At 56.1% G+C, this 20,409-nt stretch carries 20 protein-coding genes; 18 read left to right on the forward strand and 2 right to left on the reverse strand.

What is annotated here, in order from left to right:
* Nucleotides 1-137: 137 nt before the first annotated feature.
* From AC6I7J_RS07545 to AC6I7J_RS07560, 4 genes are read left to right on the forward strand one after another with little or no spacing between them, the layout of a single operon-like run.
* Complete coding sequence (locus AC6I7J_RS07545) at nucleotides 138-1,076, forward strand: ABC transporter substrate-binding protein (RefSeq protein WP_021509812.1); 939 nt, start codon at nucleotides 138-140, stop codon at nucleotides 1,074-1,076.
* 57 nt (nucleotides 1,077-1,133) lie between these two features.
* Nucleotides 1,134-1,817: a D-lyxose/D-mannose isomerase gene (locus tag AC6I7J_RS07550; RefSeq protein WP_498007064.1), complete on the forward strand. Its 684-nt coding sequence runs from the start codon at nucleotides 1,134-1,136 to the stop codon at nucleotides 1,815-1,817.
* Nucleotides 1,818-1,829: 12 nt separating this feature from the next.
* Nucleotides 1,830-2,690, forward strand: a complete 861-nt coding sequence (locus AC6I7J_RS07555; protein WP_498007065.1) for a ketose 1,6-bisphosphate aldolase — start codon at nucleotides 1,830-1,832, stop codon at nucleotides 2,688-2,690.
* A 1-nt stretch (nucleotide 2,691) separates the two neighbouring features.
* The gene (locus AC6I7J_RS07560; RefSeq protein ID WP_021509815.1) at nucleotides 2,692-3,744 is read left to right on the forward strand and encodes a carbohydrate kinase family protein; all 1,053 of its coding nucleotides are present in this window, start codon (nucleotides 2,692-2,694) and stop codon (nucleotides 3,742-3,744) included.
* On the opposite strand, the gene AC6I7J_RS07565 is transcribed toward AC6I7J_RS07560, so the two are convergent.
* Nucleotides 3,681-4,427 (reverse strand): response regulator, encoded by a 747-nt coding sequence (locus AC6I7J_RS07565; protein ID WP_021509816.1) that lies wholly within the window; start codon nucleotides 4,425-4,427, stop codon nucleotides 3,681-3,683. The genes AC6I7J_RS07560 and AC6I7J_RS07565 overlap by 64 nt on opposite strands.
* A 454-nt stretch (nucleotides 4,428-4,881) precedes the next feature.
* Between AC6I7J_RS07565 and AC6I7J_RS07570 the strand changes: the two genes are divergently transcribed.
* Nucleotides 4,882-6,180 (forward strand): NCS2 family permease, encoded by a 1,299-nt coding sequence (locus AC6I7J_RS07570; RefSeq protein ID WP_021509817.1) that lies wholly within the window; start codon nucleotides 4,882-4,884, stop codon nucleotides 6,178-6,180.
* A 338-nt stretch (nucleotides 6,181-6,518) separates the two neighbouring features.
* On the forward strand, nucleotides 6,519-6,815 hold the full coding sequence (locus AC6I7J_RS07575; RefSeq protein ID WP_150361631.1) for a hypothetical protein: 297 nt from the start codon (nucleotides 6,519-6,521) through the stop codon (nucleotides 6,813-6,815).
* A gap of 46 nt (nucleotides 6,816-6,861) precedes the next feature.
* Here AC6I7J_RS07575 and AC6I7J_RS07580 read toward each other — a convergent pair whose 3' ends face one another.
* Nucleotides 6,862-8,316 (reverse strand): AMP nucleosidase, encoded by a 1,455-nt coding sequence (locus AC6I7J_RS07580; protein WP_021509819.1) that lies wholly within the window; start codon nucleotides 8,314-8,316, stop codon nucleotides 6,862-6,864.
* A 74-nt stretch (nucleotides 8,317-8,390) separates the two neighbouring features.
* On the opposite strand from AC6I7J_RS07580, the gene AC6I7J_RS07585 reads away from it, so the two are divergent.
* The 12 genes from AC6I7J_RS07585 (at nucleotide 8,391) to AC6I7J_RS07640 (ending at nucleotide 20,408) form a co-directional block, all read left to right on the forward strand.
* Complete coding sequence (locus tag AC6I7J_RS07585) at nucleotides 8,391-8,552, forward strand: hypothetical protein (protein WP_498007066.1); 162 nt, start codon at nucleotides 8,391-8,393, stop codon at nucleotides 8,550-8,552.
* 162 nt (nucleotides 8,553-8,714) lie between these two features.
* Nucleotides 8,715-9,773: a branched-chain amino acid ABC transporter substrate-binding protein gene (locus tag AC6I7J_RS07590; protein ID WP_168926258.1), complete on the forward strand. Its 1,059-nt coding sequence runs from the start codon at nucleotides 8,715-8,717 to the stop codon at nucleotides 9,771-9,773.
* 81 nt (nucleotides 9,774-9,854) lie between these two features.
* The gene (locus AC6I7J_RS07595) at nucleotides 9,855-10,769 is read left to right on the forward strand and encodes an ABC transporter permease subunit (RefSeq protein WP_021509822.1); all 915 of its coding nucleotides are present in this window, start codon (nucleotides 9,855-9,857) and stop codon (nucleotides 10,767-10,769) included.
* Nucleotides 10,770-10,779: 10 nt separating this feature from the next.
* The gene (livM, locus tag AC6I7J_RS07600; RefSeq protein WP_088516815.1) at nucleotides 10,780-12,063 is read left to right on the forward strand and encodes a high-affinity branched-chain amino acid ABC transporter permease LivM; all 1,284 of its coding nucleotides are present in this window, start codon (nucleotides 10,780-10,782) and stop codon (nucleotides 12,061-12,063) included.
* A complete protein-coding gene (locus AC6I7J_RS07605) occupies nucleotides 12,056-12,931 on the forward strand; it encodes an ABC transporter ATP-binding protein (protein ID WP_021509824.1) in 876 nt (291 codons plus the stop codon). Before livM ends, AC6I7J_RS07605 begins: the two co-directional genes overlap by 8 nt.
* Entirely contained in the window at nucleotides 12,924-13,673 is a 750-nt protein-coding gene (locus AC6I7J_RS07610; protein ID WP_058771132.1) for an ABC transporter ATP-binding protein, read from the forward strand. Before AC6I7J_RS07605 ends, AC6I7J_RS07610 begins: the two co-directional genes overlap by 8 nt.
* A gap of 120 nt (nucleotides 13,674-13,793) precedes the next feature.
* Complete coding sequence (locus tag AC6I7J_RS07615) at nucleotides 13,794-15,215, forward strand: EmmdR/YeeO family multidrug/toxin efflux MATE transporter (RefSeq protein ID WP_262257691.1); 1,422 nt, start codon at nucleotides 13,794-13,796, stop codon at nucleotides 15,213-15,215.
* A gap of 294 nt (nucleotides 15,216-15,509) precedes the next feature.
* Nucleotides 15,510-17,360, forward strand: a complete 1,851-nt coding sequence (locus tag AC6I7J_RS07620; protein ID WP_498007067.1) for a glycosyltransferase family 25 protein — start codon at nucleotides 15,510-15,512, stop codon at nucleotides 17,358-17,360.
* Nucleotides 17,350-18,129, forward strand: coding sequence for an NTP transferase domain-containing protein (locus tag AC6I7J_RS07625; RefSeq protein ID WP_498007068.1), 780 nt, complete (start codon nucleotides 17,350-17,352; stop codon nucleotides 18,127-18,129). The genes AC6I7J_RS07620 and AC6I7J_RS07625 overlap by 11 nt, the downstream gene beginning before the upstream one ends.
* A complete protein-coding gene (locus AC6I7J_RS07630) occupies nucleotides 18,126-18,515 on the forward strand; it encodes a ParB N-terminal domain-containing protein (protein ID WP_058757367.1) in 390 nt (129 codons plus the stop codon). The genes AC6I7J_RS07625 and AC6I7J_RS07630 overlap by 4 nt, the downstream gene beginning before the upstream one ends.
* Complete coding sequence (locus AC6I7J_RS07635) at nucleotides 18,508-19,179, forward strand: NTP transferase domain-containing protein (RefSeq protein WP_498007069.1); 672 nt, start codon at nucleotides 18,508-18,510, stop codon at nucleotides 19,177-19,179. Before AC6I7J_RS07630 ends, AC6I7J_RS07635 begins: the two co-directional genes overlap by 8 nt.
* Complete coding sequence (locus AC6I7J_RS07640; protein ID WP_072208521.1) at nucleotides 19,179-20,408, forward strand: DUF711 family protein; 1,230 nt, start codon at nucleotides 19,179-19,181, stop codon at nucleotides 20,406-20,408. Before AC6I7J_RS07635 ends, AC6I7J_RS07640 begins: the two co-directional genes overlap by 1 nt.
* Nucleotide 20,409 lies beyond the last annotated feature (1 nt).

A 20,409-nucleotide genomic window follows, 5' to 3' on the forward strand; every position in this document is an offset into this window, starting at 1 on the left:
GAAGATCTGGAAAACGAGAGCTTCACCTGAAAACTATGCAGAACGGTTCCCTCTCCCGCACGCGGGAGAGGGTTAGGGTGAGGGCAAAGGCAAAGGCAATCAGGGCATAAAACCAAAAAAGCAGGAGAACATCGACTATGCGTTTTAATCCGATTATCACCGGACTGCTGGCCGCGACGCTGTTCAGTGCGCCATTTGTGCAGGCCAAAGAACTGAAATCCATCGGCGTGACGGTGGGCGATCTGGCTAACCCGTTCTTCGTCCAGATCACCAAAGGGGCGGAGCTCAAGGCGCGTCAGCTGGCGGGCGATAAGGTCAACGTGACGCTGGTCTCCAGCGGCTACGATCTTGGCCAGCAGGTAGCGCAGATTGACAACTTCATTGCCGCTAAAGTGGACATGATCATCCTCAACGCCGCCGACTCCAAAGGCATCGCGCCAGCGGTGAAGCGCGCGCGTGATGCCGGCATCGTGGTGGTGGCGGTAGACGTGGCCGCGGACGGTGCCAATGCCACCATCACCTCTGACAACACCCAGGCCGGGGCCATGGCCTGTAAATACATCTCCGACCGCCTGAAAGCCAAAGGCAACGTGGTCATCATCAACGGACCACCGGTATCAGCGGTGCAGAACCGCGTGGAAGGCTGCATGAATGAGCTGAAAACCCACCCGGATATCAAATTGCTCTCTTACAACCAGAACGCCAAAGGCAGTCGCGAAGGCGGACTGGAAGTGATGACCGGCCTGCTGTCGGCCAATCCGAAGATTGATGCCGTATTCGCTATCAACGATCCTACCGCTATCGGTGCCGATCTGGCGGCGAAACAGGCGCAGCGTAACGAGTTCTTTATCGTCGGCGTCGATGGATCGCCAGACGGTGAAGAGGCGCTGAAGCGCAAAGGCTCGCTGTTTGTCGCGACACCAGCCCAGGATCCGCAGGTGATGGCGGCCAAAGCGGTTGAGATTGGCTATGACATCCTGCAGGGCAAGCCAGCGCCGGATAAGCCGGTGCTGATTCCGGTAACGCTGATCGATCGTAACAATGTCAGCAGCTACAAAGGCTGGACGGTGAAATAAGCCACACGGGCGTCGCGGTGCACACTGCGCGCCGCCACGCCCGCCGGAGACGCAGCTATGCAACGTTCCGAAGTTAACGCGATTTTGCAACTGACCCGCGAATTCTTTCTGCGGCAGGATGTGCATCTGCCGCCGTGGGCCGATTACGGTCTCAGCCAGTGGCGCGCGCTGGATACCTCAGCCGCTGCCGAACTGCTGGCGCTGCACCTCGGCTGGGATGTCACCAGTTTTGGTGCCGATGATTTCAGCCAGACCGGCCTGACGCTGTTTACCCTGCGCAACGGTTCACGCGGCGGACAGCCGTGGAGCAAACCGTATGCGGAGAAGATCATGCACGTGCGCGAAGGGCAGGTGACGCCGATGCATTATCATCCGCAAAAAATGGAGGACATTATCAACCGCGGCGGTGGCAACCTGATTGTCACGCTACACAATCGCGACGGCGATCGGCTGGCGGATACGCCGGTACAGGTCACGCTGGATGGCATCTGCCAGACTCATGCCGCCGGTTCCCAACTGCGGCTGTCACCCGGTGAAAGCGTCACGTTACTGCCCGGTGTCTGGCACAGCTTCTGGGGCGAAACCGGCTACGGCGATGTGCTGGTGGGCGAAGTCTCCATGCCCAATGACGATGAGCACGACAACGTCTTTCTTACCCCGCTGGCGCGCTTTAATCCGATTGATGAGGATGAAGCGCCGCGCTGGCTGCTGTGTAACGAATATCACCGCTGGCTGGCATAACAGGAGTGTTCCATGGCACTGATCTCTCTGGCGCAGGGCCTCGCCCATGCGCAGCAGCACGGTTACGCGCTCGGCGCGTTCAACGTTCTCGACACCCACTTTCTGCGCGCGCTGTTCCATGCGGCGGAACAGCAGCGTTCGCCGTTTATCATCAACATTGCCGAGGTGCATTTTAAATACGTCAGCCTGGAACCGCAGATCGCCGCTATCCGTGCCGAAGCGGCGCTGCACGCCATCCCGGTGGTGCTCAACCTCGATCACGGCCTGCATTTTGATGCGGTGATGCAGGCGATTCGCCTCGGCTTCACCTCGGTAATGTTCGATGGTTCAACCCTGAGCTATGACGAGAACATTCGCCAGACGCGGGAAGTGGTGAAGATGTGCCACGCGCTGGGCATTTCGGTCGAGGCCGAGCTGGGCGCCGTGGGCGGCGATGAGGGTGGCGCGCTGTTTGGCGAAGCGGACAGCAATAAATTCACCGACCCGGCGCTGGCGGCGGAATTTGTCCAGGCAACCGGCATCGACTGCCTCGCCGTGGCCATCGGCAACGCCCACGGCAAATACAAAGGCGAGCCAAAGCTTGATTTTGACCGTCTGGCGGCGATTCGCGCAGCGGCCGGCATTCCGCTGGTGCTGCACGGTGGTTCCGGCATCAGCGACGCCGATTTCCGCCGCGCCATCAGCCTCGGCATCCACAAAATCAACTTCTACACCGGTATGTCGCAGGCGGCGCTCGGGGCGATTGAAACGCAAATCACCCAGCGCGACGCGCGCTACGACTCGTTCGCCGAACTGTTAATGGCGGTTGAACGCGATATCGCCAGCGTTGTGGCCCAGCAGATGCAGGTGTTTGGCAGCGCCGGGAGGGCCTGACATGGCAGCACGCAACGGCATTCTGGCGGCGGGTAACATGCTGGTGGATCACGTGCAGCGCATCAGCCACTGGCCAGAACAGGGCTGGCTGGCGGAGATTAGCCACAGCGAGAAATGCAGCGGCGGTGCGGCGCTGAATGTGCTGTTTACCCTGGCGCGCATGCAGGTCGGTCTGCCGCTGGCCGCCGTGGGGATGCTGGGCGAGGACAGCGACGGCGATTACCTGCTGCAACTGCTGGATGAGCATCATGTTGACCGTCAGCACGTACAGCGCACCGGTGCGGCAGCCACGGCGATGACGCAGGTGATGACCGCGCCGGACGGTCAGCGCACTTTTTTTCACGCGCGCGGGGCCAATGCGCAGCTCGATGTGGCGCACTTCGCTCACCTCGCCACCGCGCACCGCATCTTCCACCTCGGCTATCTGCTGTTACTGGATAAGCTCGACCAGCCCGATGCGCAGTACGGTACCCGCAGCGCCCGGCTGCTGGCGGAGATGCAGCAGCGCGGCTATCTCACTTCGCTCGATCTGGTTTCGCGCGCCGGCGAGTATCAGACGCTGGTGAAGCCGGCGCTACGCTGGCTCGATTATCTGGTGATTAACGAACTGGAAGCGCAGGCGCTCACCGGCATCGAGCTGCGCAGCAGTGGCACGCTGGCGTCACCGGCGGCGTTTGCTGCTGCGGCACGCTGGCTGCTGGCGCAGGGTGTGCGCCAGCGCGTGGTAATTCATGCACCGGAAGGCGCCTGGGGCCAGCAGCCAGCGGGCGACGGCCTGTGGCAGCCCGCCTGGTGCTTAGCGGCAGAGGAGATTGTCGGCAGCGTCGGGGCGGGCGATGCCTTCTGCGCCGGCGTGCTGTACGCCAGCCATCAAAACTACAGCCTGCAGCAGACGTTAAAGCTGGCCCATACCTGCGCCAGCTTTAATCTGCATGCGGCCAACGCGCTGGACGGCATCCGGCCACTGAGCGAGATGCAGCGCTGGATGGATCAGGCGATTTGCGTTTCGCGCGCCGCGGCGGACGGGCGCATCACATCGGCGGAAAAAACATAGCCCAGTCCGCGAATGGTGCGGATCAGGATCGGCTGATGCGGATTAGCCTCGATTTTGCGTCTGAGGCGCATGATCAGCACATCAATGGTGCGATCGAACACGTCGAGGCTCTCGCTGTGGGTCAGCTCAAGCAGTTGGTCGCGCGTCAGAACCTTACGCGCGTGGCCGACCAGCGCGCGCAGCAGGCTGTATTCGCCCTGGGTGAGCGGTACGCTTTCACGCTGCGGATTGAACAGCTGACAACGCACATCATCCAGCCGCCAGCCATTAAACTGCCAGCCCTCATCAATCACCGTTTCCGGCTGCGCCAGTCGCCCGCAGCGCCGCAGCGCCGCACGGGCCCGCGCCACCACCACGCGGGGATTAAAGGGTTTGGCGATATAGTCGTCGGCGCCCATTTCCAGCCCAACCACCATATCGGCTTCCGATCCCATGCCGGTCAGCATGATCACCAGCAGCTCAGGGCGCTGACGCTGCATCTGCTGTAATACCAGCAGGCCGTTGGTATCGGGCAGCATCATATCCAGCATCACCAGGGAGATTTCCGGATGCTGCGCCAGCAGCGCCAGGGCGTCGCGCCCCTGATGACAGCTATAAACGGTAAACACATGTTCGCTCAGCACATCGTGCAGCAATTCGCAGATGGCACGATCATCATCAACGACCAGAATCGCGGGCTTCATTGCACTGCCTCTTTTGTTGCGAAAGGGTTAAACGCAGTGTAACCCGGCGTTTTTAAGCTGCTGAAACGCGCAGCAGAAACGTGAGCGCCATCGCCTGGCAGAGTGTGAAAGCGTGCGTTACCGCAATATTTCACCCCCGGCTGCGCACGGCGGGAAAACGTTTGCGCGCAGGTGGTGCAATGCACCATAATCGCGCCTCGTTCTGGTTCAGAATTTTCTTAGCCGCAACGGCACGCTGAAACGGAAACGATTGCGTCAGGGAGTGGCATAGCAATTGCTATGTGGACAGGGGATAGCACACGACGTTCTGCTGCCAGCGGTGGCAAAACGCCGGCATAAAAAAATAATTTTCCTCACTTTTTCCGCGTCAGCTTAGCCACCACGCGCGGAATAGCGGGAAAACGCCTTGGCAAGAGAGAGCAGGCCTGCGGGCCGTCTCCGCTGATGAGAGATGATGATGTTAGAAAAACTTTTTAAGTTAAAAGCTCACCACACCACGGTGCGCACCGAAATCATTGCCGGTATCACGACCTTTCTGGCAATGGCCTACATCCTGTTTGTGAACCCCAGCATCCTCGGGGCGACCGGTATGGATAAAGGCTCGGTGTTTGTCGCCACCTGTCTGGCTGCAGCCATCGGTTCGATTCTGATGGGCCTGATCGCTAACTATCCGATCGCGCTGGCACCGGGCATGGGCCTGAACGCCTTCTTCACCTACACCGTGGTGCTGCATATGGGCTACACCTGGCAGATCGCGCTGGGTGCGGTGTTCCTCTCGGCGGTGATCTTCTTTGCACTGTCGATTTTTAAAATTCGCGAATGGATTATCGCCAGCATTCCGCTGCCGCTGCGTGCCGGGATTGCGGCAGGCATTGGCCTGTTCCTCGCACTGATTGCGCTGGAAGGAGCGGGCATCGTGGTGGATAACCCGGCTACGCTGGTCGGTCTGGGCGACCTGACTAAACCGGGTCCGCTGCTGGCGCTGCTTGGCTTCTTTATCATTGTGGTGCTGGAAGCGCGTCGCGTCACCGGAGCCGTACTGATCGGCATTCTGGTTGTTACCTTTATCTCGATGGGCATTGGCCTGACGCCGTTCGCGGGCGTGTTCTCTGCGCCGCCGTCGATTGCGCCGACCTTTATGCAGCTGGATATCGCCGGCGCGTTCAACGTTGGCCTGGTGAGCGTGATCTTTGCGTTCCTGTTTGTCGACGTGTTTGATAACACCGGCACGCTGCTGGGCGTGACGAAACGCGCCGGTCTGGCCGATGAGCAGGGCAACGTGCCGAAAATGGGCCGTGCGCTGATCGCCGATAGCGCCGCTGCACTGTTCGGTTCACTGCTGGGTACCTCAACCACCACCAGCTATGTGGAGTCCGCTGCGGGCGTCAGCGCCGGCGGCCGTACCGGTCTGACGGCGATTGTGGTCGCCATTCTGTTCCTGCTCAGCCTGTTCTTCTCGCCACTGGCGGGTAGCGTGCCGGTCTACGCCACGGCGCCAGCGCTGCTGTTCGTTGCGGTGCTGATGGCTTCCGGTCTGGCAGAAATTGACTGGAAAGATGTCACCACGGCGGCACCGGTCACCGTGACCGCGCTGACCATGCCGCTGACATACTCGATCGCCAACGGTATCGCCTTTGGTTTTATTACCTGGACGGTGGTGAAACTGCTGAGTGGCCGCACCAAAGAGGTCAATGCGGCGCTGGTGATTCTGTCGATTCTGTTTGTGATTAAACTCGGCTGGCTGAGTGCCTGATGCTGTGTTACGGAAGCCCGCCCGGGCTTCCGTGTAAGTTGTTACATTTGCGCAAGGATTGTTTGCGTGATGTCTCGCAATTCCTGCCCGTCCCCACTTTTCTCTTTCAGGCCTGTTGTTTACTGTCTCTCCGTAAATTCTGCCATGCGCAAATTTTTTGCCTGCAGTGGCGGGATCGTGGAATGTTTAATCGCTGCCGCTCTGCTTAAATAGCGGTGGAGTGAGGCGATGACACAAGGTTGCTGAAGAAGGACAAGATAATGGATTATCCCGTTTGCACGCTGCCGCATCGGTTGCCGCCTCGCCTTCTGGCGTTAAGAAATCAGGGAGCACCGCTAATGGTACGATTAACCCAACACGTGGAACAGCTGGCGAACACCACCCGGCTGTTACAGCAGGATGTCGCGGTCCTGACCGCGCGTTTTGAAAATTTTGCCACCAGAGCGGACGTGGAACGCGTGCGTACCGAACAGGGGCTGATGTGCAATCAACTGATGAATGAGATCGGTCAGGTGGAGAAGCGTATCGATAAAAAGTTCGAACGGTTAAATGACAGACTGATCTGGACCCTCATGTTGCCGGCTCTCCTCGCCGTACTGGCATGGTTTGTAAAAGTGGCGGTGCTGAAAATTTAAGGTTGCCAGCAGTAATCCGGCCCGTCCATGGGCCGGAGCAGCGGATTTAGCGGAAGGGCGGTTCGTTGAAGGTGCGTAGTTTCCTGGAGTGCAGTTTGTCACCCTCGGCGCGCAGCAGCTCAACGGCGCAGATGCCAATCTGCAGATGTTCCGAGATCGCGCCCTCATAGAAACGGTTGGCCTGGCCGGGCAGCTTGATTTCACCGTGCAGCGGTTTATCCGAGACGCACAGCAGGGTGCCGTACGGTACGCGGAAACGATAGCCCTGTGCGGCAATGGTGGCGCTCTCCATATCCACCGCCACCGCGCGGCTCAGGTTGAAGCGTAACGCAGATGCGGAGTAGCGCAGCTCCCAGTTGCGGTCGTCCGTGGTGACAACCGTACCGGTGCGCAGGCGCTGCTTCACCTCTTCGCCGGGCATACCGCTGACTGCTTTGGTGGCGTCGTACAGGGCACGCTGCACCTCCGCAATGCTCGGGATCGGGATATCCGGCGGTAATACGCTGTCCAGCACGTGGTCGTCACGCAGATAGGCGTGTGCCAGCACGTAATCGCCGATGCTCTGGCTTTCACGCAGGCCACCGCAGTGACCAATCATCAGCCACGCATGTGGACGCACCACCGCGAGGTGGTCGCAGATGGTTTTGGCGTTCGACGGACCGACGCCAATGTTCACCAGCGTGATGCCGCGACGATTGGGCGAGGTTAAATGCCAGGCGGGCATCTGATGCTTCTTCCACGCCAGATCCGACATCATCGCCGTTGGGTCCTGCGTTTCCGCCGTGATCACCACATCGCCGGCGCAGGCGAGACTGTCGTACGGCGTGCTGGGGTCCTGCACCTGCTCAATCGCCCAGCGCACAAACTCATCGACGTAGCGCGTGTAGTTGGTGAACAGCACAAACGGCTGGAAGTGTTCTACCGCGGTGCCGGTGTAGTGACGCAGGCGCGCCAGGGAGAAATCGGTGCGCAGCGCGTCGAAATGCGACAGCGGGAACAGCGCGTCGGCATTGAACAGGCCATCAGCGGTTTCATCGCCAATCTGCGACAGCTCGGTCGTCGGGAAATGGCGCGCAATACTGGCGCTCATGGAGCGGTCCAGCGACAGGTCGGAGCCATCAATCACATAGGGATAAGGGATTTCCTGCTGTGACGGACCCACCTCAATCAGCACGTCGTACTCTTTTTCGATCATCTGCAGCTGTTCGCTGAGATAGTGACGCAGCAGCGCCGGGCGCGTGATGGTGGTGCTGTAGCGGCCGGTGTGGGTAAAACGTCCCCAGGCGCGGGTGCGATTTTGCTGCGGGCCTTCACCCTGCCAGGTGATGCGCAGCTCCGGATAGACAAACAGCCCCTGCTGGCGCAGTCCGGCGTCCGGCAGTGTGCCGCTGGCAGTGAACGTGCGAATGGCGTTGCGCAGCGCTTCAACCGCGTCGTCATACAGACGCTCCAGTTGATCCAGCGCCTGTTCGGTGGTCAATCCGTTCCGTTGCGTATTCATAGATTCTCCTTCAGCAAGTTGGACCGATTTGACCAGAGCATAGCGGATAAACCTCTCATCATGATGAAGAATCTGTGAACGACCGCATTCTGCACCATCACGGTGCTGGTAGGCGGCAAAAGGCTGGCTATGTTTATCAGGTGCAGGGAGGCCACATCGCACGTTTTCCGCCCGGCTGCGATGCCGCTGCAAAAAAATTGTCACCGATTGTCTTCTCTGGCGAGCTTTTTGCTTAAATTTCAACCGTGGTCGCACAGACCACACTGCTCTCGAAGTGTTTCAGATTGATTTCTCCCAGGCCGTGGTATGGCTCCGTTCCTGACCCGTTGAGGATTGAAAGCATGTCTTTGAAATTCATAAAACACCCATTGAAGGTGGTGATGGCAGGTTGTTTAAGCATGGCGTTCTACGCGCAGGCTGACATAAAGATTGGCGTGGCCGGTCCGTTTACCGGACCGAATGCTACGTACGGTACGCAATACTGGAAGGGCGCCAGCCAGGCCGCGGCGGACATTAACGCGGCGGGCGGCATAAACGGTGAAAAAATCGTGCTGGTGCAGGGCGATGACGCCTGCGAACCCAAGCAGGCGGTGGCCGTTGCCAACCGGCTGGTGGATCAGGACAAAGTGATGGCGGTGGTGGGCCATTTCTGCTCATCCTCGACCATGCCAGCCTCAGAGGTGTATGACGAGGCGGGCGTACTGGCGATTACGCCCGGTTCAACCAATCCACAAATCACCGAGCGCGGCATGAAAACCCTGTTCCGCATGTGCGGGCGGGATGACCAGCAGGGAAGTATCGCCGCGAACTATATCCTCGATACGCTGAAAGCGAAGAAAGTGGCGGTGATTCACGATAAAGATACTTACGGTCAGGGGCTGGCGGATGCCACCAAAGCGGCGCTGGAGAAACGCGGCGTCAAAGAGGTGCTGTATGAGGGGCTGTCGCGCGGTGAAAAAGACTTTAATGCGCTGGTCACCAAAATCGGCGCGGTGAAACCGGATGTGGTCTATTTCGGTGGCTGCCATCCGGAGGCGGGTCCGCTGGTGCGTCAGATGCGCGAGCAGGGCGTCAATGCGGCTTTCTTCTCCGGCGACTGCATCGTGACGGAAGAACTGGTGACTGCCGCCGGCGGTCCGCAGTTCACTAAAGGCGTGTACATGACCTTCGGCAATGACCCGCGCACCATCGCGGATGGCAAAGCGGTGATTGAAAAATTCCGCGCCAGCGGTTTTGAGCCAGAAGGGTATACGCTCTACGCCTACGCCTCCATTCAGGCTCTGGCCGCCGCCTACAAAGCGGCAGGCAAAGACAATGAAAAAGCCAGCGACTGGCTGAAGGCCAACAGCGTTGACACCGTGATGGGCAAGAAGGCATGGGACGAAAAAGGCGACCTGAAAGTCTCGGATTACGTGGTCTATCAGTGGGATGACAAAGGCAAATATCACCAGCTGTAATTCGCTCTGCGGCCCCGCGCGCAGCGGGGCCGTTCGCATCTGAGCGTGACCTGTGCACGCCTTCCACCTGCGAGAGACAATATGGACGCCTTCTTTATACAGCAGCTGATTAACGGCCTGACGCTGGGCGCGGTCTACGGGCTGATCGCCATCGGCTACACCATGGTTTACGGCATTATCGGCATGATCAACTTCGCCCACGGCGAGGTGTACATGATCTCTGCTTATCTGTGTGCGATCGGGCTGGCGCTGCTCAGCTACTTTGGCATTCACTCCTTTCCACTGCTGATCTTTGGCACGCTGTTGTTCACCATCGTGGTCACCGCCGCTTACGGCTGGGCCATTGAGCGCATTGCCTATCGTCCGCTGCGCAATTCCACCCGGCTGGCACCGCTGATCTCTGCCATTGGTATGTCGCTGATTCTGCAAAACTATGTGCAGCTCAGTCAGGGACCGAATCAGCAGGGCATTCCTACTCTGCTCAGCGGTGTGCTGCGTATGGAGATTGACGGCGGCGTGGTGCAAATCACCTGGACCAAAGTGTTTATCCTGGTGGCGGCGCTGTGCGGGATGGCGCTGCTGACCTGGATTATCCAGTACACCAAACTGGGCCGTATCTGCCGTGCGGTCCAGCAGGATCGGCGCATGGCGTCGATTCTCGGTATCAATACCGACCGGGTGATTTCGCTGGTGTTTGTCATCGGCGCGGCGATGGCCGGGCTGGCCGGGGTGCTGGTTACCATGAACTACGGCACGTTTGATTTCTACGCCGGCTTCATTATCGGCATCAAAGCCTTCACCGCGGCGGTGCTGGGGGGCATCGGTTCGCTGCCCGGTGCGATGCTGGGCGGTTTGCTACTGGGCGTGGCCGAGGCGCAGTTCGCCGGGCTGGTGAACTCTGATTACAAAGATGTGTTCTCGTTTTCGCTGCTGGTGGTGATTTTAATCTTCCGTCCGCAGGGACTGCTGGGCCGGCCGCTGGTCGCCAAAGTGTGAGGAAGCCAGAATGAATGCAATGACGCAAACCAGCGGCATCCGTCAGGTGCTGCTCGACACGCTGCTGGCCGGTGCTGTCGCGCTGGTGGTGTTCGGCCCGGTAGTGGGCGTGGTGCTCAGCGGCTACAGTTTTACGCTGTCGCCGCTGCGCGTGGCGCTGCTGGTGGCAGTGGTGATGGCAGGACGTTTGCTGCTGGGGCTGTTTCTGCATACCGCCGTGGGGCGCCGTTTTCTGCGCAAGTTTGAGGGCAACGATGACGGCGTATACGTGCGTGAACCCGGTTACCGCTCGCGCCTGCGCTGGATAATACCGCTGCTGCTGGTTGTGGCTCTGGCGTTTCCGTTTCTCTCCAGCAAGTATCTGCTGACGGTGGCGATTCTCGGGCTAATCTACGTGCTGCTGGGACTCGGGCTCAATATCGTGGTCGGCCTCGCCGGGCTGCTCGATCTGGGCTACGTGGCATTTTACGCCATTGGTGCCTACGGGCTGGCGCTGGGCTATCAGTATCTCGGGCTGGGTTTCTGGAGCATGATCCCCATCGCTGCGCTGCTGGCGGCATTGGCCGGTGCGCTGCTCGGCTTTCCGGTGCTGCGCATGCACGGTGACTATCTGGCTATCGTCACGCTCGGCTTCGGTGAAATTATCCGGCTGGTGCTGAATAACTGGCTGTCGTTCACCGGGGGCCCGAACGGCGTCTCGGTGCCGTCACCGACCTTTCTCGGCCTTGAATTCGCCCGCCGGGCAAAAGAGGGCGGCATACCGTACCACCAGTTTTTGCATCTCGATTACAACCCCAACATGAAGTTCATCTTTATTTACGTGGTGCTGGTGCTGGTAGTGCTGCTGGTGCTGTTTATCAAGCACCGGCTGACGCGCATGCCGATTGGCCGGGCGTGGGAAGCGTTGCGTGAAGATGAAATCGCCTGTCGCGCCATGGGGCTGAATCACGTGCTGGTGAAGCTGTCGGCCTTTATGCTCGGAGCCTCAACCGCCGGTATTGCCGGGGTATTTTTCGCCAGCTATCAGGGGTTCGTTAATCCCACCTCGTTTACCTTTTTTGAGTCCGCGCTGATTCTGGCCATCGTGGTGCTGGGCGGGATGGGCTCGACGCTCGGCGTGGTGCTGGCCGCGTTTGTGCTGACGGTGGCGCCCGAGCTGCTGCGCAGCTTTGCCGAGTACCGCGTGCTGCTGTTTGGCATGTTGATGGTGCTGATGATGATCTGGCGTCCGCGCGGCCTGGTGCGCACCGCACGCGTCGGTGTGCCGCTGAGAAAAGGAGTACGCCATGAGTGATGCCATCCTGCAGGTTGATAACCTGATGATGCGCTTTGGCGGCATCAAAGCGCTGAATGATGTCAGTCTGCGCGTGGAGCGCGGCTCGGTCACCGCGCTGATTGGCCCCAACGGCGCGGGCAAAACCACGGTATTTAACTGCCTGACGGGATTTTATCGCGCCAGCGGCGGGCGCATCGTGCTCAATGCCCATCAGCGCAGCACCGATGTGATCCAGGTGCTGGGCCAGAAGATTCAGCCGGGTGACTGGCTGCGGCCGGCGCGGCTGGGCTCGCGTATCTGGTACAAGATGTTTGGCGGCGCACATCTGGTCAACCGCGCCGGTCTGGCGCGTACCTTTCAGAACATCCGCCTGTTTCGCGAGATGTCGGTGGTGGAGAACCTGCTGGTGGCGCAGCATATGCAGGTCAACCGTCAGCTGCTGGCCGGCATCCTCAATACCCGCGGCTATCGAGCAGCGGAGAGTCGCGCGCTCGATCGCGCTTTTTACTGGCTGGAGCGCGTTGATCTGGTCAGCAGTGCCAACCGGCTGGCCGGTACGCTCTCTTACGGCCAGCAGCGCCGGCTGGAGATTGCGCGCGCCATGTGCACCCGGCCGGAGCTGATCTGCCTGGATGAGCCCGCAGCGGGGCTTAATCCGGTCGAAACCGAGGCGCTGAGCCAGATTCTGCATCAGCTGCGCGCCGATCATCGCATCAGCGTGCTGTTGATTGAACACGATATGCCGATGGTGATGCGCATTTCCGATCACATCGTGGTGCTGGATCACGGTGACGTGATCGCCCAGGGCACGCCGCAGCAGATTCGACACGATGCGAAGGTGATCGCCGCTTATCTCGGCGCGGAAGAGGAGAGCGAGCATGGCTGAAGCAATGCTGGCGTTTGAACAGGTAGATGTGTTTTACGGCCCGGTGCAGGCGCTGAAGCAGGTGTCGCTGACCGTGGCGGAAGGGGAAACCGTCGCGCTGATTGGGGCCAACGGTGCGGGAAAATCCACGCTGCTGATGTCGATTTTTGGTCAGCCGCGCATTGCCAGCGGTGAAATTCGCCTGCGCGGAGAAGCCATCAGCCAGCGGTCGACCCATTTTATCGCCGCCAGCGGCATTGCTCAGGCGCCGGAAGGACGGCGCATCTTTCCGGATATGACGGTGGAAGAGAACCTGCTGATGGGCACCATCGCCATCGGCGAGCGCTACATGAAGCAGGATAAAGAACGCATGTACACACTGTTTCCACGCCTGCTGGAGCGGCGGAAACAGCGGGCAATGACGCTCTCCGGCGGCGAGCAGCAAATGCTGGCGATCGCCCGCGCGCTGATGAGCCGGCCGCGTCTGCTGCTGCTGGATGAACCCAGCCTCGGGCTGGCCCCGCTGGTGGTAAAGCAAATTTTCAGCATCCTGCGCGAGCTGACGCAGCAGGGCATGACGCTGTTTCTGGTGGAGCAGAACGCGCGCCACGCCCTGCAACTGGCGGATCGCGGTTATGTGATGGTCAATGGCGAAATTCGTCTGAGCGGCAGCGGCAGCGAACTGTTGCACAACGAAGAGGTGCGCAGCGCCTATCTGGGCGGCAGCGTCGGCGCGGGCGGGGAGTCAGCAAAAAGTTTGTAATAATGATTAAATGGTGACGGGAAACACTTTGCATAATCGTTAGCAGCCTATCATCATTATTACTCTACTTCTTAACCAAAGTGATTTGGTACTCCCTTGCAAAATCCTGGCGTAGCAGTAATGCGGGCGATCAGAAACACGGCGTGGTATCCCAAACGCCGTGCTTATCGCACGCTGTTGTGGCGTGAAATCACCCCACTGGCGGTGCCCATCTTTATTGAGAACCTGTGCGTGATGCTGATGGGGGTTCTCAGTACCTTTCTGGTGAGCTGGCTGGGCAAAGAGGCGATGGCGGGCGTGGGGCTGGCCGACAGCTTCAACATGGTGATCATCTCCTTTTTTGCCGCCATCGATCTCGGCACCACGGTGGTGGTGGCGTTCAGCCTGGCCAAACGCAACGGCAAGCGTGCGCGTGCGGCGACGCGGCAGTCGCTGGGATTGATGACGGTGCTGGCGTTTGTGCTGGTCATCGCCATCGAGTTCTGGGGGCATCTGATTGTTGATGTGATTGCCGGCAACGCCGAGCCGCAGGTCAAAGAACTGGCGCTCAGCTATCTGCAAACCTCCGCGTGGAGCTATCCGGCGGCGGCGATTGCGCTGATAGGCAGCGGCGCGTTGCGCGGTGCCGGCAACACTAAAATTCCGATGCTGATAAACGGCGGCATGAATATCCTGAATATCATCATCAGTAGCGTGCTGATCTACGGTGCGCTTGGCTGGGAAGGGATGGGATTTGTCGGTGCCGGGCTGGGATTAACCATTTCACGCTATATCGGCGCGGCGGCGGCCATTTACGTGCTGTATCGCGGCATCAGTCCGGCGCTGAAAATCACGCTGGCCAGCTATTTCCGCCGCTGGGATCGCAACATCCTGATGGAAGTGCTGGGGATTGGCGTACCGGCCAGTATCGAATCGGTGCTGTTTAACGGCGGCAAACTGCTGACGCAGATTTTTGTCGCCGGCATGGGCACCAATGAGATCGCCGGTAATTTTATTGCCTTCTCCATCGCCACGCTGATTAACCTGCCGGGCAACGCGCTGGGGTCGGCGTCGACCATTATCACCGGCAGGCGCTTAGGGAAAAATCAGGTAATGCAGGCGGAGCGGCAGATCAAGCACGTATTCTGGCTGGCGATGATTGGGCTATGTACGCTGGCGTTTATCACCGTGCCGCTGGCGGGCACGCTGGCGCGATTCTACACCCGCGATCCGCAGGTGATTGAGGTAACCAAACACCTGATCTGGCTGAATGCCGCCTTTATGCCTATCTGGACCGCTTCCTGGGTGCTGCCGGCCGGGCTAAAAGGCGCGCGCGACGCGCGGTACACCATGTATGTATCGATGTTCAGTATGTGGGGCGCGCGCGTGGTGGCCGGTTATCTGCTGGGTATAGTGCTGGGCATGGGGGTGACTGGCGTCTGGCTCGGCATGTTCCTCGACTGGACGGTGCGCGGTATCTGTTTCTGGTGGCGTTTAACCAGCGGCAAATGGCTGAACAATTACCGCAAAATGCTCGCGAAGAGCAGTGGCCCACAGGGCTGAGGAATCCCCACAAAAAGACAGGCACAGGGTTTTGTGATCGGGTTATTGCGCCAGCAAAAAAAGATCGCACCCTATGCCTGCCATACCCGGCCCCGCCTCAAGCCGCACGGCTATTTTCGGACTGACCGCTGCCTTTCCGCTGGCAACCTAACTCAGCGCTTTCGTGAATTCGAACATGATGCGACAACTGTGCGCCTTGCCAGTAAACCTAAAAAATTTTTTTAATTTCCTTAAGAATTGTCTTTATTGCGCCGTCCTGAAAATGAGAGCTTTCTTAGTGCGATGGGTGTAGAGATGATGGCAGTCAACTGGCAGACAATAGATAAGGTTGTATACATCAACCTGAACAAACGCAAGGATCGCAGGGTACGTATCGCTCGTCAATTAAAAGCAATTGGCGTACCACGTGAAAAGATTGTCCGTTTTGAGGCTATTGAAGAAGCGCCAGGCTATATCGGCTGTATTAAATCACATATTCTCGTGCTGCAAATGGCTCAGCAAAACGGCTGGAAAAATGTATTGATTCTGGAAGACGATATGGTTTTCCATGATGATATTCAGACCAAACAGCGAATTGATCTATTTCTCTCCTCTTTACAGCAGATCAACTGGCATGTCGCGCTGCTCGCTGCCCACTATGATAACGTCGTGCCGTTAAAAAGTGTGGATTTTATTATTAAGCCGCAATATGCATGGTGCGCTTGCGCTTACATTGTGAACGGTGATTACTACTCCACTCTCATTGATAATTATGCAGAAAGCTTGCAGGGGTTACTGGCGGGTGGCGTTCCTCAGTGCTGGGCTTTAGATGTACGCTGGAATAGTTTGATAAAACGTGACCGCTGGTTGGGTATCTTTCCCAATGCGGGTTATAAGGCCGCTGATAAAAGTGATATCGAAAACCAACCTGTTGATTATCGAGCGCATTTCGCTAAAAAATTAGAAGAAATAGTCTGGCCAGCCTATCAACCTGGCGAAGAAAAGATAAAAGTGGATATCTTTTTCCAGTGGGCCCCCGGCTGGACTAACTTTGAGTCGGTATATCGCGCTATGCAGGCCAAACCGCATTTTGATTGCCAGATTATCCTGGCGCCCTATTTCAGTCGGGGCGCAAAAGCACCGGATTACACTGCACAGCGTGATTTATTAAATGATAAGGGTATCCGGTATACCGAGTATCACGAGTATGAGATTACGGCGCGTAAGCCCCATGTGGTTTTTTTACAAAATCCTTATGATGATGCACGTCCCTATGAACTGCAAAGTTTGACGCTTAATCGACGCAATATTTCTATCGCCTATATTCCTTATGGGTTAGATATGGGTGATGGCGAGAGAAACCGTGTTTATCAGTACAATCTTCCCTGTCAAAATGTTGCCAGGTGGGTATTCGTTCGCTCTCAGCGGCATAAAGATGAGTTTGCTAAATATTGCGGAAATGGCAATCATCACGTCTATGTTAGCGGACATCCAAAGCTAGATAACTATCCATCACGCTTTGGCGTTCAGGCGGATGAAAAAGTTAATAAAGTCAAGCCAACGCTATTATGGGCGCCGCATTTCGTCATGCCTGATGATGAAAAGATGTGGTCTACGTTTAATTTATATACACAGGCAATGCTCGATATCATCAAACGTGATGACGTCAATTTGATTATTCGGCCACATCCGCTTTTTAAACAATTTCTGGATATTCGTAAAGAGCGCGGAACACACAGCGAAACTGCTCAGAACTGGCAAATGCTGCGCGAATACTCTCATCTCAAATCACATGTGGAGTGGGATTTTTCTGCTGATTATCGCTACGCCTTTTCACAATCAGATGCGCTGATGGCAGATGCAGGATCGTTTTTGCTGGAGTATTTACCTTCGCGTAAGCCAATCCTTTTCCTGACTCATGAAAATTGCCTCGGTATTAACAGTAGCGCTGAATTTATTTATGACGCTTATGACGTTGCGAATGAATCCGCAGATATTAAAACTTTCGTTGATAATCTTGTTTCAGGCAAGGATCCCATGCGTGATAAGCGACTGCAGGTTTTACGTGATGAACTTCATATGCCAGAGCAGGGCGCAGGCAGTGAGATTGTAAAAATCATTGAAAAAACCCTTATGCCCGCTGGAGTTCATCACAATGTCTTCTAAACGCGCCGCAATATTACTGGTTGCTGGTCAGGGAACGAGAATGAGGCATCTGACCCTGAATTATCCTAAATGCTTGCTGCCGGTCGGTGAAATCACCGTGCTGGATACGTTGCTGACTGAGCTGTTAAAATGCGGCGAGCGTGAAATTGTACTGGTTACCGGTCATCAGTCATCAGTTGTAGAACGCTGGATTAAAGATAATTATGCTGATGCTAATATTAAGTTAGCGCACAATGATAATTATAAAAATGATGTCAACATATTATCCGTTGAAAAAGGTGTCAGCGCGCTTAATCATCCTGAATATGGCTATACAATTATCGAAACGGATGTTCTGCTGGATCCACGTGTATGGCCGCGGTTAATGCAAGCTGAAATGGGCAGTGACAGTTTTTGGCTCACCCATGGTTATTACAACTCTTGCCTTACTGGCGGTATTGTCGAAGCCAGTAAAGCTGAACCTGCTATAAAGAAAATTGCCTATGTGCCCGATTACGACTCCGCATTTGATGGCTGGATGAAAATGGTCGGCTTGCTAAGTGTCTCTCCGGAACAGGTGGAAAACGATCGACGCCTGCGGCAGACTTTTTTACAGACAAGCACTCAGCAATATTACATGGCACCCTGGATTGTACACCGCTCTTGCTTACCCTGCCGTGCTGTAGATATTACGGATTTGTTTGCAAGATCTTTCAACGAAGAAGTCGATTACCGGCAGGCGGTTGCGGATTATCATTTATTATTAGAAAATTTTGAGGCACTAAAATGAATGTAGAGTTTTTTGAACCACAAAAATTGCGTCATATTGAAAAATTCAGTTCACGTCGCGTTGAATGGTTGCGTAATAAAATTATTCAGGAAGGCGTATGGGTAAAACCTCTGGCGCTTGATCTACACCATAATCTGGTACTGGACGGCCAGCACCGTATGGAAGTCGCGCTCAGTCTGGGACTAAAAAGAGTGCCGGTCGTACGATTTGATTACGCCTCGGTGCCATTAAGATCGTTGCGCGAAAATCATCAATTTGACTGGCAGGAAGTGGCGAGGCGTGCATTAATTAATGACATCTACCCTTATAAAACGGTAAAGCATGATTTCGTTGTACCCATGCCGGTATGTCAATTTTCGCTGCAGGAGTTAGGCTATCATGGTTGAAAATGCCATCATTCTGGCCGCCGGCAGAAGCCTGCAACTGGATGGTAAAAATAAAGTTTTAATTCGCCATCCCAAAACGCGGAAAACGATTCTCGACTATGCTATTGATGCCTTTCATGGGAAAAAAATTACCGTAGTGATTGGCTTTGGTGCGTTACAGATTATGGAGTCCTACCCTGATCTGAATTACGTTATCAATGACAACTGGGCAACGACTAATAATGCAATGAGTCTGGGATTGGCCCTGAATCAGATTAATAGCCCCACGTATGTTGTCTCGGGAGATATGTTTTTTTCTCCTCAGCTTATCCATGAAATGGATCACGCTGAGGGAAATCTCGTTTTGACTCACCAGCGGCATAATCGCATGCTGACCTCCATTCATTGTGACGTTAATCGCCGGGGCATCGTGGAGGAGACGTATCTGGGACCGATACGCGCCGCAGAGCACCCTGAGGCTATGGGTCTGTTTAAAGTCAGTGATATGGCACTCCTGAGTCAGTGGCATAAGCAATGCCTGCGGTATGGTAATTTGTATGCCGCCCAAACGTTACCGTGTCAGAAAACGACAGCACTCTACGCTCACGACCTGGGGGAGCATGCATTTAATGAAATTAATACGCTGGCAGATTACTGGCGTCTGATGCAGGAGGATCACGGTTAATGATACGAGCTATTACGCTGGGCTTGCCTTACTCCGCTATTTCCGACGGGCATTCTGAGTCACGTTTACATCACTTTCGCACGTTAGTGATTGATAAACTCCAGTCTCGTCGTTGGCCACTGCGAACCTTACGTTTAACCCTGCCACCATTGAATGATCGTGATGAAGATGAGATTTATACCCTGCCAGCACGAATAAATTCAATCAATGCGTTGGCTGAAAGACTTGATATTCGCTGGTTTTGCTTACCGCTGGACTTAACGCATGGCGATAATTACCGCGGACGGTTAGATGCCGCGTTTGCTTTACTCTTCAGGCAACCGCGTATGTTTCTGAATCTGATGGTAGCCGATGAGCAGGGTATAAATATTCGAGCCAGCCATGACGTTGCCCGTTTCATGTTGCAGGTAGCACATCGCAGTAATAATGGCTTTGATAATTTCCGCCTCGGTGCCTCATTGCGTTGTCCGCCAAATGCCCCGTTTTTTCCGTTTTCCCGGCATGAAGGTGAGACACTGAAGTTTAGTTTTGCCCTCGAAACTACCGATATTGCTTTGGAATTGAGTGAGCAGGTGCGGGAAGGCAACATGCTGCTGGCGGACTTTGCTGACCAGTTTATTCTTCGACTCTGCGCACGCTTACGCGAAATTGATGCATTCGGTCATGAGCTGGCGTCTGATTCAGGGCTTGACTATGCCGGTCTGGATGCCTCGCTGGCACCTTTTCCGGATGGCAGTATTTCTGTCGGCAGGTTAGTTGAAAATCTTGGTGCGCGTCCTGGTGGCGTTCAGGGATCACTCTTTATAACCAGTATTCTGACGAATGCGATTAAAAGCGCAGTCGCAATCAGTGGTGCTCGCGCAACGGGTTTCAATGGCGTCATGTTCTCAGTACTGGAAGATGATGCCCTGGCGAGTACCAATAATCGTCGTGCATTAAGCATTGATACGCTTAATGCATGGTCAACTGTTTGTGGTTGTGGATTAGATATGCTCCCGGTGCCAGGTTCGACACTGCCTGAAGATATTGCCGCTATTATTCTTGATACGGCTGCACTCGCGGTGCGGTTAACGAAACCGCTCGGTGTACGTTTATTACCTATTCCTGGCGGAGAGGTAAATGAATTTACACGCTTTAATTATGACTTCCTCTGCAATAGCCGCATTATGAATGTCGCGAAAAGTGATGTTGATTTTTCTGCTGATAATGAACGCTGGACGTATCGCTAAA

This window comes from Type-C symbiont of Plautia stali, from assembly GCF_059730935.1.

Bases quoted from the DNA above. Each gene is read 5' to 3' on its own strand.
- AC6I7J_RS07545 (WP_021509812.1), top strand. From the start codon at position 138: ATGCGTTTTAATCCGATTATCACCGGACTGCTGGCCGCGACGCTGTTC.
- AC6I7J_RS07550 (WP_498007064.1), top strand. From the start codon at position 1,134: ATGCAACGTTCCGAAGTTAACGCGATTTTGCAACTGACCCGCGAATTC.
- AC6I7J_RS07555 (WP_498007065.1), top strand. From the start codon at position 1,830: ATGGCACTGATCTCTCTGGCGCAGGGCCTCGCCCATGCGCAGCAGCAC.
- AC6I7J_RS07560 (WP_021509815.1), top strand. From the start codon at position 2,692: ATGGCAGCACGCAACGGCATTCTGGCGGCGGGTAACATGCTGGTGGAT.
- AC6I7J_RS07565 (WP_021509816.1), bottom strand. From the start codon at position 4,427: ATGAAGCCCGCGATTCTGGTCGTTGATGATGATCGTGCCATCTGCGAA.
- AC6I7J_RS07570 (WP_021509817.1), top strand. From the start codon at position 4,882: ATGATGTTAGAAAAACTTTTTAAGTTAAAAGCTCACCACACCACGGTG.
- AC6I7J_RS07575 (WP_150361631.1), top strand. From the start codon at position 6,519: ATGGTACGATTAACCCAACACGTGGAACAGCTGGCGAACACCACCCGG.
- AC6I7J_RS07580 (WP_021509819.1), bottom strand. From the start codon at position 8,316: ATGAATACGCAACGGAACGGATTGACCACCGAACAGGCGCTGGATCAA.
- AC6I7J_RS07590 (WP_168926258.1), top strand. From the start codon at position 8,715: ATGGCGTTCTACGCGCAGGCTGACATAAAGATTGGCGTGGCCGGTCCG.
- AC6I7J_RS07595 (WP_021509822.1), top strand. From the start codon at position 9,855: ATGGACGCCTTCTTTATACAGCAGCTGATTAACGGCCTGACGCTGGGC.
- livM (WP_088516815.1), top strand. From the start codon at position 10,780: ATGAATGCAATGACGCAAACCAGCGGCATCCGTCAGGTGCTGCTCGAC.
- AC6I7J_RS07605 (WP_021509824.1), top strand. From the start codon at position 12,056: ATGAGTGATGCCATCCTGCAGGTTGATAACCTGATGATGCGCTTTGGC.
- AC6I7J_RS07610 (WP_058771132.1), top strand. From the start codon at position 12,924: ATGGCTGAAGCAATGCTGGCGTTTGAACAGGTAGATGTGTTTTACGGC.
- AC6I7J_RS07615 (WP_262257691.1), top strand. From the start codon at position 13,794: ATGCGGGCGATCAGAAACACGGCGTGGTATCCCAAACGCCGTGCTTAT.
- AC6I7J_RS07620 (WP_498007067.1), top strand. From the start codon at position 15,510: ATGATGGCAGTCAACTGGCAGACAATAGATAAGGTTGTATACATCAAC.
- AC6I7J_RS07625 (WP_498007068.1), top strand. From the start codon at position 17,350: ATGTCTTCTAAACGCGCCGCAATATTACTGGTTGCTGGTCAGGGAACG.
- AC6I7J_RS07630 (WP_058757367.1), top strand. From the start codon at position 18,126: ATGAATGTAGAGTTTTTTGAACCACAAAAATTGCGTCATATTGAAAAA.
- AC6I7J_RS07635 (WP_498007069.1), top strand. From the start codon at position 18,508: ATGGTTGAAAATGCCATCATTCTGGCCGCCGGCAGAAGCCTGCAACTG.
- AC6I7J_RS07640 (WP_072208521.1), top strand. From the start codon at position 19,179: ATGATACGAGCTATTACGCTGGGCTTGCCTTACTCCGCTATTTCCGAC.